Origin of the sequence: Lactiplantibacillus herbarum (assembly GCF_001039045.1) — a bacterium.
Taxonomy (GTDB): Bacteria; Bacillota; Bacilli; order Lactobacillales; family Lactobacillaceae; genus Lactiplantibacillus; species Lactiplantibacillus herbarum.
Window position 1 is genome coordinate 74,062 of record NZ_LFEE01000022.1, and the last position, 16,519, is coordinate 90,580.

The 16,519-nt window shown below is 44.8% G+C and carries 11 protein-coding genes; 1 reads left to right on the top strand and 10 read right to left on the bottom strand.

The window, feature by feature from the left end:
- Nucleotides 1-221 precede the first annotated feature (221 nt).
- The 10 genes from mutL to yfmF form a co-directional block, all read right to left on the bottom strand.
- On the bottom strand, nucleotides 222-2,252 hold the full coding sequence (gene mutL / locus ACG95_RS08505; protein WP_048000124.1) for a DNA mismatch repair endonuclease MutL: 2,031 nt from the start codon (nucleotides 2,250-2,252) through the stop codon (nucleotides 222-224).
- 161 nt (nucleotides 2,253-2,413) lie between these two features.
- Nucleotides 2,414-5,095 (bottom strand): DNA mismatch repair protein MutS, encoded by a 2,682-nt coding sequence (gene mutS / locus ACG95_RS08510; protein ID WP_048000125.1) that lies wholly within the window; start codon nucleotides 5,093-5,095, stop codon nucleotides 2,414-2,416.
- Between the two features lie 27 nt (nucleotides 5,096-5,122).
- Complete coding sequence (locus ACG95_RS08515; RefSeq protein ID WP_048000126.1) at nucleotides 5,123-5,929, bottom strand: TIGR00282 family metallophosphoesterase; 807 nt, start codon at nucleotides 5,927-5,929, stop codon at nucleotides 5,123-5,125.
- A 121-nt stretch (nucleotides 5,930-6,050) separates the two neighbouring features.
- The gene (gene rny, locus ACG95_RS08520; RefSeq protein WP_048000127.1) at nucleotides 6,051-7,610 is read right to left on the bottom strand and encodes a ribonuclease Y; all 1,560 of its coding nucleotides are present in this window, start codon (nucleotides 7,608-7,610) and stop codon (nucleotides 6,051-6,053) included.
- A gap of 227 nt (nucleotides 7,611-7,837) precedes the next feature.
- Nucleotides 7,838-8,956 carry a recombinase RecA gene (recA, locus tag ACG95_RS08525; RefSeq protein WP_048000128.1) on the bottom strand — a complete coding sequence of 373 codons (1,119 nt, stop codon included), beginning with the start codon at nucleotides 8,954-8,956 and terminating at the stop codon, nucleotides 7,838-7,840.
- Nucleotides 8,957-9,053: 97 nt separating this feature from the next.
- On the bottom strand, nucleotides 9,054-10,310 hold the full coding sequence (locus tag ACG95_RS08530) for a competence/damage-inducible protein A (RefSeq protein WP_048000129.1): 1,257 nt from the start codon (nucleotides 10,308-10,310) through the stop codon (nucleotides 9,054-9,056).
- Nucleotides 10,311-10,465: 155 nt separating this feature from the next.
- Complete coding sequence (pgsA, locus tag ACG95_RS08535) at nucleotides 10,466-11,050, bottom strand: CDP-diacylglycerol--glycerol-3-phosphate 3-phosphatidyltransferase (RefSeq protein ID WP_048000130.1); 585 nt, start codon at nucleotides 11,048-11,050, stop codon at nucleotides 10,466-10,468.
- A gap of 20 nt (nucleotides 11,051-11,070) precedes the next feature.
- Nucleotides 11,071-11,964, bottom strand: coding sequence for a helix-turn-helix domain-containing protein (locus ACG95_RS08540; protein ID WP_048000131.1), 894 nt, complete (start codon nucleotides 11,962-11,964; stop codon nucleotides 11,071-11,073).
- 104 nt (nucleotides 11,965-12,068) lie between these two features.
- Nucleotides 12,069-13,370, bottom strand: coding sequence for an EF-P 5-aminopentanol modification-associated protein YfmH (yfmH, locus tag ACG95_RS08545; protein ID WP_048000132.1), 1,302 nt, complete (start codon nucleotides 13,368-13,370; stop codon nucleotides 12,069-12,071).
- The gene (gene yfmF / locus ACG95_RS08550; RefSeq protein ID WP_237756480.1) at nucleotides 13,367-14,629 is read right to left on the bottom strand and encodes an EF-P 5-aminopentanol modification-associated protein YfmF; all 1,263 of its coding nucleotides are present in this window, start codon (nucleotides 14,627-14,629) and stop codon (nucleotides 13,367-13,369) included. Before yfmF ends, yfmH begins: the two co-directional genes overlap by 4 nt.
- Before the next feature lie 212 nt (nucleotides 14,630-14,841).
- Here yfmF and ACG95_RS08555 point away from each other — a divergent pair, with 212 nt between their 5' ends.
- A complete protein-coding gene (locus ACG95_RS08555; RefSeq protein WP_048000134.1) occupies nucleotides 14,842-16,197 on the top strand; it encodes an aspartate kinase in 1,356 nt (451 codons plus the stop codon).
- The last annotated feature ends 322 nt before the right edge of the window (nucleotides 16,198-16,519 follow it).

A 16,519-nucleotide genomic window follows, 5' to 3' on the forward strand; every position in this document is an offset into this window, starting at 1 on the left:
CCGCTAGTACTGCCCACCTCCGGCTAGATTAAATAAAACTGGTTAATATCAGTTCCAATTAAGTAAACAACCAAAATATCAGCCCTGAAATCAGTATTTGAGTTGAATCTGAGCGAAGCGGAAAATTAAGCATTGCGAATAACTCATGATTACAAAAATAAGGCACCTCAGAAGTATAAAATCTCTGAGATGCCTTATTTGTAAGCTAATGATGTAACAACCTAATCGCGTGCTTCGTGGCTATCCTGAATTCGTTTGAACATCCGCTCCATATCTGAATTCGTAAAGTGCACCGTCACCGGCCGACCGTGTGGACAATTGAACGGATTCTCACAGTCAGGTAGCTTCGTTAACAACGCGCGGGCCTGCTGATCATCTAAATGATGGTTCGCTTTGATCGCCCGTTTACATGACATCATGATGGCTGACTTCTCCCGGAACTGAGCCACCGTCAACTTATCATCCTGCAAAAGCCAATCCACCATCTCACGAATCGTATCCTCTTCTTGCCCCGCTTTAAACCAGGTCGGATGCGCGTGAATAATGAAGCTGTTGCCGCCAAACGACTCTAAGTGCAATCCTAATTCCGCAAGTACGGGTAATTTTTCTTTTATTTTCAACACGTCACTCGTCGGATAATCCAGAATAATCGGCACCAACAGATTCTGCTGGTCCGTGCTGACCTCACCGATTTCCCGCCGATAATACTCATAGTTGATTCGTTCTTGGGCCGCATGTTGATCCAAGATATACATGCCGTCATCCGCTTCTGCTAATAAGTAGGTGCCGTGCATCTGGCCTAAATATCGAAGCTGTGGAAAACGTTCACCAGCAGCCTCCTCACTATCACTAGTGACAGCAAGTTCTTCCTGCGTTTCCGCCTGCGCCCCAAATGGTAATTCAGGTGCTTCATCCTGATACCGTTGATCAAAGTCATTCACTGAGGTTGCAGCCAATTCACGTCGATCACTGATCATGATTGGCTCCGCACTGTCAGCACTCGTTTGCGTGTCCATTTCAGGCACAGCCGCTGAGCTAACCGGTTCAACCGCCATACTGGCAGGCGTTTCAGCAACTTCTGATGATTCCGAGACTGCAGTTGGACTTGCAGCGGCAGCCAGTGACGCCGCAAAACGTTCCGTTGCCACCGGATCCTTGCTAGCCACATGGTATTGCGACGACGCCGCGTTGAGGTTCATCGCCAATTGATCGGTGTTAAGAGCCTCACGACGATGACTTCCCAGGTTAGTTAATGCTGATGGAATCAAGTTAACGTCCACTAATCGTGCTGTAATCGTCGTACTAATCAACTTAGCTAACGCGGGCTCACGGCTTAACCGAACTTCCTGTTTAGTGGGATGAACATTGACGTCAACTAACAACGGATCCATCTGTAAGTCAATCACCGCAATCGGATAACGCCCCACCATTAATTTGGAGCCATAACCCTTGATAACTGCCTTAGTCAATTGTTGATTTTTGATAGCACGGCCATTGATCAGCACCGTCACGTACTGCCGACTAGCTCGTGTGAGTTCAGGTAATGCAACGAATCCGGTTAACTTAAAATCATCGTCCGCACCCTGAATTTCCACCATCTTACGTGCGTTCTGTACGCCATAGATGCCCGCAATCACTTGTTGAAGGTCACCACGACCAGCCGTCTTCAGCAATTCCTTGGCATTATGCACAAGTCGAAATGCCACTCCCGGATAGCTCAACGCAATCCGATTAACGACGTCTAAGATATTCGCCAATTCAGTCTGGGGTGATTTCAAATATTTCAGCCGTGCTGGCGTATTAAAGAACAGGTCAGTTACCGTAATATCCGTTCCCTGCCGTAATGGTGCCGGCGCTTGTTGCAGCAACTTGCCACCCCGGTAATGGATCCGCGTGCCGGTCGTCCCCGTACTGGTACTCATGACCACGTCAGCGACTGACGCAATACTAGGTAACGCTTCACCACGGAAACCGAGTGAATGGACCTTAAATAAGTCCTCACGCGAGGTAATCTTACTGGTGGCGTGCCGTTTAAACGCCGTTAAGACATCCGTATCGTCAATCCCATCACCGTCATCAATGATCCGAATCGAACGCACACCTGATTCTTGAACTAAAATATCAATCTGAGTAGCGTGCGCATCCACCGCATTTTCGACTAATTCTTTGACGACCGAGGCGGGCCGTTCCACAACTTCCCCCGCAGCAATTTGATCCGCTAACACGGAATCTAATTCATGAATTTTTCCCATTACCATCGGCCCTTTCATTTTTAGAATATAACTAATTTACCCGTTATTAACGTAAATGGGCACTCGTCACTGAGCACCCATTTAATCACATTATTAATATAGTTTAACATCATTTAGCTAATTTAGTCCGCAATGTCGTTCCATACTAAACCACACAGTCGTTACTTGCCCAGCTTTTGTTGCCACTTATAGAGCTGGTTCATAACATCCATTGGCGTCATGGCCATTAAGTTCAACGTCTTCAATTGCTGCAAGACTTTATCACTCTTAGCGTCGAGTGCGCTAGGTTCAGCAAATAGCGACAACTGTTCTTCGCCACTGTCAGCACTGGTAGCGACTGGTTCTGATAAGGCTTCAGCAACTGGCGCTTTCGCTTGAACGGCTGTGGGTGCTGGTGTTGCTGCTTCATCAGTACTACTTACGTCGCTAGCTGCCAGTGAAGCAGCCGTGGTTGAAACAGTACTGGTCTGACTCTCAAGGCTCGTCAAAATCGTATTTGCACGATTTAACAGACTATTAGGCATCCCTGCCAACTTGGCAACGTGAACCCCATACGACTTATCGGCCGCACCACGTTCAACCTTGTGTAGGAAGACCAACTCACCGTTTTGCTCAGTTGCGCCCACGTGAACGTTACGCAATCCGGCCAGCTCTTGATCCAATACCGTTAATTCGTGGTAGTGGGTTGAGAACAACGTCTTGGCGTGAATATGGTCGTGGACAAACTCAATAATCGCTTGGGCCAACGCCATCCCATCATAGGTGGCGGTTCCCCGACCAATCTCATCAAACAAGACTAGGCTATTTGCCGTAGCGTGTTGTAAGGCGTTATTAGCTTCCTGCATTTCAACCATGAACGTACTCTGACCAGAGATCAAATCATCGGTGGCACCGATACGCGTGAAAATCTGATCAAAAATAGGTAACTGCGCTGATTTGGCCGGAACAAAACAACCAATCTGCCCCATAATGACGGTCAAAGCTAGTTGTCGCATGTAGGTACTCTTACCAGACATATTAGGCCCAGTAATCAGTAACACGGTCTCATCCGGCGTCATCTTAACGTCATTTGGCACGTAACTTTGGTTGCCCATCACCTTTTCGACAACTGGATGACGACCTTCGACGATCTCCAAGTCATGCGTTTTGGTCAGTGTTGGCCGTACAAAGTGGTAATCTTCACTGACGACGGCAAAACTCTGAAGCACATCAATGGCAGCCACTGCCTTAGCTAACGTCTGTAGGCGCTGAATAGCCCCTTTAACCGTTTCTCTGACCTTGGTGAATAGTTGGTACTCCAGATCAGTAGAATGGCTCTCAGCTTCTAAAATCAAGCTTTCATGAGTCTTCAGTTCAGGCGTGCTGAAACGTTCGGCATTCGTCAACGTCTGTTTACGTTCATAGCGATCACTTGGTAACTGGGCTAAGTTAGCTTTAGTGACTTCGATGTAATAACCGAACACGCGGTTAAAGCCAATCTTAAGCGTCTTAATCCCGGTTATTTCCCGCTCACGAGCTTCCAATTCAGCAATCCACTTCTTACCATTATTCATGGCATCACGATACTGATCGAGTTGTTCGTTATAGCCATCGCGGATAATCCCGCCATCCGTCACGGAAAGTGGTGCTTCTTCGACAATCGCTTGTTCAATCAAATCAGCCACATCTTCAACTGGATCCAACTGATTGACTTCATCATTGAAAACTTGGTTGTCTAATTCAGATAAGATATAGCGAATCTTGGGAATCTGTCGTAATGACGTTTTCAATTGAATCAGGTCACGGCCATTGACACTCCCAAAAGCGACTCGCCCTGCTAGCCGCTCTAAGTCATACACTTTGACGAGTTCTTCTTGTAAGTTGCTACGTTCAAAATAGTGGTCTAAAAGCGTGGCGACCTTATTCTGACGGGTCTCGATGTCGGCCTTAACGATCAATGGTCGATCCAACCACTGTTTGAGCAAGCGACCACCCATGGCCGTCTTGGTTTCGTCGAGCATCCACAGCAAGGTCCCCTGCTTCTTACCCGTTCGGATTGACTTCATTAGTTCCAAATTATATTTGGAATTGTGATCAAGCTTTAAGAAGTACGAAGGCTCATAAGCAACTGCTTTTTGTAAATGCGCCAAACTCCGCTTTTGGGTCACCGTGATGTACATCAATAAATGTTCGACCACTTGTTTTTCTAGCTCAATTGTCAGATCCTGCGTCAAATAACTCAGCTCTGCTTGTGAATCGACGTTATTCTGTTCTGACACTAAAATGCCTAATGTTTTAATCTGATCTCTTTGCTCAGACGTTACCGACTCGTCAACAACGATTTCTTTCGTCTGCAAGCTCGTTAACTCATTGATCAAGGCTTCGTTGGTCGTCAACAGACTCGTCTTCAATTCACCGGTGGATAAGTCGGCGTAAGCAAACCCATACTGATCACCAGATTGAATCAATGCGGTTAAGTAGTTATTGGTCTTGGCTTGATCAGCGCCACGCTCCAAGGTTGTCCCGGGAGTCACTAATTGAATGACTTCACGTTTGACCATTCCTTGCGCTTGTTTAGGATCTTCCATCTGTTCACAGATTGCAACTTTATAGCCCTTATCAACCAAAATATCGATATAATTCTGAACCGCACGGTGTGGTACGCCACACATTGGAATCGGATTGTCAGCCGAATGGTTACGCGTTGTTAACGTTAGTTCTAATAACTGTGCCCCTTTAATGGCATCATCAAAAAACATTTCATAAAAATCCCCAAGACGGTAAAACAAAAACGCATCGGGGTATTGTTCCTTCACAGCAAAATATTGACGCATCATCGGGGTATCTTTTGTCTTTTGTGGCACGTTTAATCCTACTTTCTATCTTAAATCCTAATCTTCAAAGTATGGGTGATCTGGATTGATCAAGATTCGCTTAATCTTCTTGGCATGTCCAGTCTTGTCATCAATATCGATCACACAACCTGATAAGACGGCCGGACTATCTTCTTGAACATTGAACCGGGTTGGCATCTGTTCGAGGAAACGTTGGATGACATTTTCGCGCGTCATCCCCAAAATACCGTTATAGGGGCCAGTAAAACCAACATCACTTAAAAAGGCCGTCCCGTTTGGCAAGACACGTTCATCACTTGTCTGAACGTGCGTATGGGTTCCAACGACTGCACTGACTTGACCATCTAAATACCAAGCCATCGCTTCTTTTTCACTAGTCGTTTCCGCATGGAAGTCAACAAAAATATTAGGCGTCTGTTCCCGCAATTCTTCAATTAACGGTTGGACCGTAGTGAATGGATCAGCTAAATTCTGGCCCATAAAGACGTTCCCTTGCAAATTAATCACGGCCAATTTAACCGCGTTAACGTTCACCATAATGTACCCAACACCTGGCGTCGTAGCTGGTGGAAAGTTCAATGGGCGAATCAGTTTCTTGGCATCACCAATAAAATCAAAGATCTCATTGTTATCCCAAGTATGATTTCCCATCGTAACGACATCAGCGCCAGCCGTCAGGAGTGCCTTGTAGACTTCCTGGTTGATTCCTCGACCACGCGTGGAATTTTCACCATTGACGATCGTAACTTGTGGTTTGTAGCTTCGCTTTAATTTAGGTAAGTACGTGTCAATTGCCGTTTGACCGACATCGCCCATGACATCCCCAACAAATAATATTCGCATAATTGCTCCCTCGTTTAACGTTATATCAACTATTTTAGCATTTTTTGACCCTAAAAACGTTACTGAATTATTTTGCCAAATAAAAATGAGCTTAGGTTATTCACCTAAACTCACTTCCTGATTATTTTGCGTAATCAACTGCCCGAATTTCACGAATAACGGTCACTTTAATATGACCCGGATATTCAAGCTCATTTTCAATTTGCTTTTTAACGTCATGTGCCAAAACAGTGGCTTGTAAGTCAGAAACTTCATTAGGCTTAACAATCACTCGAATTTCACGACCTGCTTGGATCGCGTAACTCTTTTGAACACCCTTTTCGCCGTTTGCAATTGCTTCTAGTTTTTCAAGTCGGTGAATATAATTCTCCAACGACTCGCTACGAGCACCAGGTCGTGCAGCTGATATTGAATCAGACGTTGCGACCAGTACAGCAATAATCGACTTAGCTTCAACATCACCATGATGAGAAGCAATCGTATTAATTACTACCGGGTTCTCTTTGTACTTCGTTGTCAATTCCACGCCAATTTCAACGTGTGAGCCCTCGACCTCATGATCGACGGCCTTACCAATATCGTGTAATAATCCTGCGCGTTTCGCAAGTGTAACATCTTCACCAAGCTCGCCAGCTAAAACGCCAGCCAACTTCGCAACTTCAATTGAGTGACTCAAAACATTTTGACCATAACTAGTCCGGTAATTCAACCGACCAACTAACTTAATCAAATCTGGGTGCATGCCATGAAGTCCAAGATCAAAGACGGCTTGTTCACCAGTCTCACGAATCTTTTCGTCCATTTCTTTGCGTGCTTTTTCAACCATTTCTTCAATTCGAGCTGGATGAATCCGCCCGTCCTGAATCAATTTTTCCAACGCAAGTTTCGCAATTTCACGACGAATTGGGTCGTAACCGCTTAAAACAACCGCTTCTGGTGTATCATCAATAATTAAATCAATACCAGTCAACGTTTCAAGCGTTCGAATGTTACGACCTTCCCGACCAATAATCCGGCCCTTCATATCGTCATTTGGTAACGATACAACTGAGACCGTGGTTTCAGAAACCATATCAGCCGCACTCTGTTGAATTGCTTGAACAATTAAGTTCTTAGCTTCTTTTTCAGATTGCGCTTTCGCTTCGTCCGTGCTTTCTTTAATCATTACAGCACGTTCATGCGTTAATTGTTCCTGCGTTTGGGCTAAAATTTGTTCCCGTGCTTGGTCTTGAGACAATGCCGCGACCCGTTCTAACTCAGCTTGACGTTGCGTGATTAGTGAAGCTGCACTTTGTTGCTGTTGTTCAACGTGTTTTTGCTCGCTAGCAATTTTGTCTTCCTTATTGCTTAAAGCATCCTCGCGCTTTTCAAAAGTATTCTCTTTGTGATCCAAAGTTTCTTCGCGTTGCAACAAACGATCCTCTTGCTTTTGCACTTCGTTCCGTCGTTGTTTAAGCTCAGTTTCCACTTCAGTCCGATAACGGTGACTCTCCTCTTTAGCTTCGAGGACTTTTTCTTTCTTTTGAGTCTCCGCAGACCGCTGTGCTTCAGAAATAATACCTTCGGCTGTATTCTTGGCAACGTTCAATTCTTTCTCATGGACGTTCTTACGTACATAGTAACCAATCCCATAACCGACAACAATTGCGATGACTGCGAGGATTATACCGAAAACATTCATGTTTCCACCTCCGCATCACCAAAATCCAGTTAACATAAAATCAACTACAAATTTTTCAGATGTTATATTTTGATTATTTACACACTTGTTATTCTAATGTTAGAAACGGGTAGTGTCAACTTAAAGTCTTATGGCAAACCGTTGTAATTCACTGAATCAGACCTTGCCAACACTTTATTATGTATACAAAACGTTCAAAGCAGGCGCTTTGAACGTTTTTAAATAAGCTATTGATTATTTTGATCATCACCAAGATCCAACGCTGTATCATCCGCATTTTTCTTAGCAGACTTTGCTGAATCTTTTGTATCAGTGCCCTTAGTTGCTTCGGCAGTGTCTTCATCTGCTTGTTCAGATGGATCCATGCCGTAAACATTACGCACCTTCTGACGAATTTCAACCATCACGTCAGGATGTTCTTCCAAGTACTTCTTCGCATTCTCACGACCTTGACCAATACGATCCTCGCCGTATGAATACCAAGAACCACTCTTCTTAACAATATCCTTTTCAGCAGCCATATCCACGATTTCACCGGTCTGAGAAATTCCTTGACCGTACATGATATCAACTTCTGCACGCTTAAATGGTGGGGCTACCTTGTTCTTGACAACCTTGATTCGTACTCGGTTACCAATAATATCAGTACCCTCTTTGATTTGTTCCGCCCGACGAACCTCCAAACGAATCGTTGAGTAGAATTTCAAAGCACGACCACCTGGAGTCGTTTCGGGGTTACCGAACATGACACCAATTTTTTCACGAATTTGATTAATGAATAACGCAATCGTCTTGGTCTTATTCAAAGTACCGGATAATTTCCGCAACGCTTGTGACATCAAACGAGCTTGTAACCCAACATGGGCGTCACCCATTTCGCCTTCGATTTCTGCTCGAGGTACTAAGGCCGCAACTGAGTCAACGACTAAAATGTCAACGGCACCACTGGAAACTAAGGCATCCGCAATCTCAAGTCCCTGTTCACCAGTATCAGGTTGTGATAATAGTAAATCATCGATATTAACCCCTAGATGTTCCGCGTAAACGGGATCTAGCGCATTTTCAGCATCGATATAAGCTGCTGTCCCACCCTGCTTCTGAACTTCAGCAACCGCGTGCAAAGCAACGGTTGTCTTACCAGAACTTTCAGGACCATAAATTTCCACGATACGACCGCGGGGGTACCCACCAACTCCTAACGCGTCATCCAAGGCCAATGAGCCACTGGAAATGGTTGAAATTGAAGTCTGGGCAGCGTCACCCATTCGCATAATGGCACCCTTACCAAAGTTTTTTTCAATCTTTTTAAGGGCGTTATCTAGTGCTGTTTTCCGTGCATCAGCCAAATTATTTCCTCCTTTGGTGCTCGTTTCTAACTTCTAATATCATAGCTGTTCAAAGTTAGAATTGCAAGCAAAAAGCGAACAAAAGTTCGTATTATTTTTATAAGCGTTGATCAGCCGCCAAAGCTCGGCGTAATAGATCGAGTCCAGCCATCACGCTGTGCTCACGAATCTGTTGCCGATCACCCGTAAAGTGGTACAGCTTCGCCACCACTGGTTGATCACGATAGGCTAAGCCAATCCACACCGTGCCAGCCGGCTGTCCCTCTAAGGCATCTGGTCCCGCTGCACCAGTAAAGCTCAACGCTGTCTCCGTTGTTAACTGCCGCTTAGCTCCTGTAGCCATTGCCTTAGCCGTTGCTTCTGATACGACCCCAGCCGTATCGATAATCGTCTGGGGGACATTCACCAATTGATGTTTAGCCGCGTTCGCATAGGTGACAAAGCCACCCGGGAAGATTGCAGAGACTCCAGGCACCCCACCAATCGTACTTTGAAATAGTCCGGCCGTTAAACTTTCAGCTGCCGTAATGCTCAAGTGTGCCGCAATCATCTGTTCAATAACAACTTTCACTAGTGAATTGTCATCACCGTAACCATAACAATACTCGCCAACCCGTGCTCTAATCTGTTTCTCCACGGCATCGAGCGAATCAGTCGCAACTGCTTGGGTCTCTGCTTGCACGCTCAAGCGTAGCGTAACTTCATGAGTCTTTGCATAAGGGGCAATCGTCACCGTCTTTTGATGCTCAATTAACGATTGAAGTTCCGTTGCAAGCATTGATTCAGTAATCCCATAAAATCGCAATACCCGTGAGTAAATATGCGACTGCTGGCCATATACCGCCTGCAGTCGTGGTTGAACCTCAGTATCAAACATTCGCTGCATCTCACGTGGTGGTCCTGGCAACAGAACAAAGTCTGCTGAATCTGCAGACTGATAAAAAGCCCCAATTGCTAAGCCATTGTGATTCGTTAATGGTGCAGCTCCCTGCGGATATAACGCCTGCAACCGATTATTAACGGTCATGGGTTGCTTCGTCTGTTCAAAATGATGAGTAATCACCTGCATAGCAGTCGGTTCTTCCACCAAAGGCACGTTTAAATAACTAGCTAACGTCTGCTTAGTGAGATCATCCTTGGTTGGTCCTAAACCACCCACTAAGATAACTAAATCACTGCGTTGCGCTGCAATACCGATCGCCATCATCAACCGTTGTTGGTTGTCGCCCACGACAGTTTGATAATAGCTATCAATCCCTAGCGCTGCCAATCCCCGCGCGATATAGGTACTATTAGTATTCGTGATCTGGCCGAGTAAAATCTCAGTTCCGACCGCAATAATTTCTGCTTGCATCAAGAAAAGCCCCCTTATAACCACCGCATAGAATCCAGTGTCGGCGTTACGCCTTACATTAAGTATATACGAAAATCTGCTGACGCCCCATCAAAAAGGTGCCTCACAAACAAAAAAAGAGCCATGACTTTTGTCACAGCTCCATTCATTACAATTTATTTAAAGCCATCCGCAAAGACATCGCGATTCTGGACGAAATAATCGATTCCAGAATAGATGACGAAGAATAAGCAGATGTATAACATGATCAAGGCAAACGGAATATTGATGGCTGCAAAGAGCACGTTATTCAATAATAAGAAGATAATTGCAATCATTTGTGTGGTTGTTTTGATCTTCCCTGGCATGGCTGCTGCCATAACCTTACCGTTATTCTCAACAATCAACAGGCGTAACCCGGTGACTGCTAATTCCCGGCACATGATAATGGCTACGACCCAGTCTGGTGCAGCGTTCATCCGTACTAAAACGATAAAGGCTGTCATAACTAACATCTTATCTGCCAATGGATCAGCAAACTTACCAAAATTAGTAACAAGATGTTGGCGACGAGCAATTTTACCATCCGCTAAGTCGGTCAATGAAGCTCCCGCAAAGATCACGGTCGCAATCAATTGGGTTACTGGAATGGTTGTTCCTGCCCACACGACTTGGCCCCAGCTAAGTGGCAATACCATAATCAACAAGAATACGGGAATTAAAATAATACGAAAAACAGTTAACTTATTAGGTAAATTCAAGGTGTTCTTCCTCCGTAACGTTATTTAATGGTCAACGTAATATTCCGAACTAACGTCGTACTGTTGTTCGGATTAAAGTTAAACTTCTTCCCATTAATGGTTATCGTAGTTGCTACCGCATTACCCAGTTGGAACTTAACTGTTGAAGCGTTACTTGTCAAGGTCACCGTGTGTGAACCGTTAGCCGTTAACGTTCCTTGCCAAGTCTGAGTACCATCCGTCGTAACAGACGTCCAAGCTGACTTAGTCGAAGTAACGACCACTTTGTTCTTATCCGCACCGTTCGTTAACGTATAGGCAGTATCACTACTACCATCCGCTTTAATCGTCTGCTTCTTACTCTTAGCAGCCGTCTTCGAACTAGATTTAGCTGAAGAACTACTGGCCTTTGAGCTAGCTTTTGAACTTGACGAGGTCTTCGAGCTAGAAACTTCAACTGACGAACTAGTCGTATTGGTGCTAGATCCAGAACCAGCGTGCGTCCGAACTGCCATGAACCAAATAAACAACAGGATTAAGACAACGATTGCCGTTACAATAATCGTTGGTAAATAGTTGCGAACCCGGTTAGCAGGTGACGTTGGTTGTTCCCTACTAGCTACCCGTGTTGGCTGAACTTCATCCACATTTTGAACTAATTTTTCAGTCTGCATGCTTGGCAACTGATCACGATATTCTTCTAGTAAGGCGTTGCCATCCAGATCAACCGTATCCGCGTACTGCTTAACGAAAGCTCGCACGTAAAAATCACCTGGTAGTTTGTCAAACTGTTCGTCTTCAATCGCAATCAAGTAGCGCTTTTGAATTTTAGTAATCTGTTGCAAGTCATCAATCGTCAAACCTTTATCGATTCGAGCCGATTTTAAACGCGCTCCAATGGTACTTTTTTCTTCGTTGTTTTCATTTTCACTCATTTGACTTTTTCTCCACCCTAAGTCTATTTTCAAAATCTTACGGTTAACAGTATAGCACAGCAACTTATTTTAACAGCCCTGTGACCAATAATTTTCAGATTTCTTTAATTTTTTGCTTGTGGTCGAATTTGATATTCACTGATTGCCTGTGACGTTAATAACTGTTCAGCTACAGCCTGTAGATCCGCCAACGTTAAATCAGCAATAACAGCTGGTTCGTCAAAGATTGTTGCCGCTCCAAACAAACGTTGATCATAACGATTGGCAATTGCTTCGAGTGAATTAGCCATGAACACGACCCGACCAATCATCTCTTTTTTGACGAGCGCTAACGTGTCATCCTGATCATTCACAACATCACGCCAGTTTTCCAAAACATCAATAATCGCCGCGTCAAACTTAGCTGGATCATCGGTTTCACCACTGAGGGTCAAGAAGTTAAAATCATTTTGTAACTCAAAGTCATAACCAAAGGTGTCATCAATGATGCCTTGGTCATATAAGTGTAGATAGTTTTTAGACGTATCACCAAATAGTAATTCTAGTAAGACGTTAACGGTCGCACGGTACTTTAAGGCCGTAGCCCCTGCTTCAATCGGTACGAGTCCTTTGACCCCTACAATCGATTTAGCGCGGTTAACGGGCATGTCAATCGTCCGGTAAGGAATAATATCATGTCCATCCGCTACGGTCGCTGGTAACTTACGTTCAATCGGCGTAAATGGTTCAAAAGTCTTCGCAGCCTGATTAGCCGTAATCCAAGTTAAGACTTCATCTGGATTAAGATTACCAACGATAAATAACGTCATATTCTCTGGATGATAGAACGTCCGGTACGCAGCGTAGAGGTCCTCTGACGTAATCTGAGCAATGGACTCCGTCGTCCCCGCAATATCGTACTGCAACGGGTGGTTCGGGTATAAGTTACCAATCATACCGAAGTATAACCGCCAGCTAGGATCATCATCGTACATTTCAATTTCCTGCCCGATAATGCCCTTTTCCTTTTCAACGGTAGCCTTTGAGAAGTATGGATCTTGAACAAAGTCTAGCAATGTGGTCAGATTTTCTCGTAGATTACGACTTGCAGAGAATAAGTAGCTCGTCTTAGTGAAGCTGGTAAATGCATTAGCACTAGCTCCATATTGACCAAACGTCTGGAACGCATCGTGATCTTCTTTTTCAAACATCTTATGTTCCAAAAAATGGGCAATGCCATCGGGGAAGCGGTGCATTTCATCACTACCCGCTGGAACAAACGTATTATCGATCGAACCATAATTAGTCGTCAACGTTGCGTACGTTTTATGAAACCCGTCCTTAGGTAATAAGGTTACCGTTAGCCCATTATCCAGCTTAGTTTGGTAACTTTTCTCATTAAATTGATCATATTCAGTTACTTTCATTCGGTTACCCCACTTAAAAAGAACCCGTTATTGAGGGTTGCCAATTTGGATACTTCAATAATCTGGTCACGCGTCACGCTTTGAATTCGCGCTAACCACTCCGCATCCGTCACTTGTTCCTGCGTTAAGTCATTGATCAGTGCCTGGATTGCAAACGTCCGTTGGCTATCCAAACTTGATTCAAAATCATTGACCAAGCCTAATTTTAATTGAGCGACCAAGTCATCCGTAAAATCGCTGTTTTGAATCGCCGTCAATTGAGCTGCAATAATCTGCAAGACCTGATCGTGGTTATCGCCATCAATTCCGGCCTGCACCTTCATCACCCCACGGAACGTGTCAATTGAGCTACTAGCATAGTAGGCCAAACTAGCTTTTTCCCGGACGTTCGTGAAGAGCTTCGATAATGGTGACCCACCAAAGAGTTCATTAAAGATCAAGGCAGCGTAGTAGTGGTCTCCACGATAGAAGACGGGAAAATCATAACCCAAGTTAAGCTTAGCTTGGCTAATAGGCTGTTGCTCTTGTTGTTCAACGTACTTTTGCGTGTTGTGGTGTTGATAGAATGGCCGTGGCCGTCCCGTCAAGCGGTCCTCAAAATGAGCCTGCTGCCATTGTTGCAACACGGCGTCTTCATCGATATCCCCGACAACAATAATATCAATCTGATCATCTTGTAAGAGTGTCTGGTAATAATCATACAAGCCCGTAGCCGTAATCGCCTGTAAATCCGCAATCGTTCCATAACTAGGCATCTGTTGTGCAGGTTCTTCTGCAAACAACGCTGCATTGAGTTGTTGTGAAGCATAGTATTGCTTGTCATCAGCCACTGAGTTGATAGCTGCTTCTAAATTAGTCTTTTGACGATCAAACGTGACCTGATCAAACTGGCCTGCACTTGCAAGTGGCTTGAGCATGACCCGCTGCAGAAAATCAATGGCTTGGTTAGTTAATGGTTGATCCGTCGCCAAAAACCGTTCATTAGCGACCGTAATCGCTAACTGTAAATTATGCGTTGGCCCCTTACGACTAACACCGGCACCAAACGCTGCCCCGTACATGCGTGCTAACGCATTGGCGAGCGTCCGTTGATCTGGATAGTCGGCCGAACTGGTTTCTAATAGATTCGCTAATAATGACCGTTGCGTGATAGTTGCACGCGTTAACGGTGCTCTGAAATTCACAATAATTTGGTTGGTTTTGAATTGATGACTAATAACAGTCGTCAATTGAACCCCTTTTGCTAACTGAGTTTGCAAACTGTTTCCTCCTTGCATATGTACTAAATAATAAGCGAAAGGTTGGGTTGACGCAACTTTCCGTCCTAATGATCGTTAAATTTAAATTTTACACCTCAATTATCGTTACTTTCAATGATAAAATTAAATTCTCGTGAGTGACGATTAACATTGCCAATCAGGGATTTGTCTGCTATTCTTTTCATTATTGATAAAATTGAGGAGCGATTAATGTGAAAGTAATTAAATTTGGTGGTAGTTCGTTAGCCAGCAGTCAACAACTGCAAAAAGTCTTAACGATCGTTGAAAGTGATGACCAACGTAAATACGTCATCGTTTCAGCGCCCGGTAAACGGTTTGACGGCGATACCAAAGTCACCGATCTGCTGATTCAATACGCACGGCAAACCATTCATCATCAGGATACTCAAGCCGTCATGAATACGATCATCGACCGCTACGCTGAGATCGGCCACGGCTTTAACGTTCCCGAGGCTCAACTGGCCCCCATCTTTGAAACCATTAGCAACTTACCTAACCAAACCTATGCCGACAATACTTACTTGATGGCTGCATTCAAGGCTCACGGTGAACGTCTGAACGCCCAACTAGTTGCGGCAGTCTTTCAACAAGCTGGTCTCAACGCCCGCTATTTGGATCCTAAGGACGCTGGCATGGTCGTCACTGACGTTCCCGACGATGCCCAAATCATCAAAAGTAGTTACCAACAACTGGCTAAGTGGGCCCACAGTGAACAGATTCTAGTTATTCCTGGTTTCTTCGCCTACAACCGTAACGACCAAATCTGTACTTTCTCACGGGGCGGTTCCGACATCACCGGTGCGATTGTTGCGCGTGGTGTCAAAGCCGACCTCTACGAGAACTTTACGGACGTTGATGCCATCTATGCGGTCAACCCTAAACTCGTCACCCATCCAGCCGCCATCAGTGAAATGACCTTTACCGAAATGCGTGAATTATCCTACGCTGGTTTCTCAGTCTTTCATGATGAAGCACTGATTCCGGCCATTGAAGGTAACATTACGGTCAACGTTAAGAACACGAATCATCCGGAAGCACCCGGAACATTGATCAAGTCCACGCGTGAACCTGACTCACAGGCCCCTGTCACTGGGATTGCAAGTTCCTCAAGCTTTTGTTCACTATACTTACGCAAATACTTACTGAACAAAGAAGTCGGCTTAGGCCGCAAGATTTTGACCATCTTAGAGAACCACCACATCAGTTATGAACACATGCCGTCTGGGATCGATGATTTAACCATCATCTTTGACGAACACCAACTCACACCTGAATTGGAAAAAGCCTTAGTCGCTGAAATCTCAGCAGCCATTCAACCTGATGAAATCTATTTCACCCACGACTACTCGATTCTGATGCTCGTTGGCGAAAGCATGCGTAACCGCGTCGGCATCATGTCACGCGCCGCTACAGCCCTAGCGAACCATAACATAAAATTAATCATGGTCAACCAGGGTGCGTCTGAAATTTCAATCATGTTCGGTATCCATGACCGTGATGCGGATCAAGCAGTGATTGCTTTGTATGATGAATTTTTTAATCATTAATCACGAACTAAGCGTTTGGAACTTGCCAAACGCTTTTTTTGTCTCAAAAATTATTACAACACTCATGATAAAGGATGACCATTACGAGAAGCCGTACACGTTAAGTACATGCCTAGGATGCCACTTTGGTGCTCCCTATACCGCCTACCGGGTCATCCTGACAATGGTTGGAACGTGGTGGGCACAACTGAACATTGTCAGGACGCCCCTCACGTCTGGATAGTATTCAATAACAGACATGTGCGCACCTAACTTTAAACCGGCTATACAGCCACCATGCTTGCACCAATTCAGAATCATCAACAATTCTCTGAAAGATAAC

What these genes read in the sequence shown, in the direction of transcription:
- rny (WP_048000127.1), bottom strand. Translation starts at nt 7,610, where the DNA reads ATGAATGTTTTCGGTATAATCCTCGCAGTCATCGCAATTGTTGTCGGT.
- yfmH (WP_048000132.1), bottom strand. Translation starts at nt 13,370, where the DNA reads ATGAAAGTAACTGAATATGATCAATTTAATGAGAAAAGTTACCAAACT.
- mutL (WP_048000124.1), bottom strand. Translation starts at nt 2,252, where the DNA reads ATGGGAAAAATTCATGAATTAGATTCCGTGTTAGCGGATCAAATTGCT.
- ACG95_RS08515 (WP_048000126.1), bottom strand. Translation starts at nt 5,929, where the DNA reads ATGCGAATATTATTTGTTGGGGATGTCATGGGCGATGTCGGTCAAACG.
- ACG95_RS08530 (WP_048000129.1), bottom strand. Translation starts at nt 10,310, where the DNA reads ATGCAAGCAGAAATTATTGCGGTCGGAACTGAGATTTTACTCGGCCAG.
- ACG95_RS08540 (WP_048000131.1), bottom strand. Translation starts at nt 11,964, where the DNA reads ATGAGTGAAAATGAAAACAACGAAGAAAAAAGTACCATTGGAGCGCGT.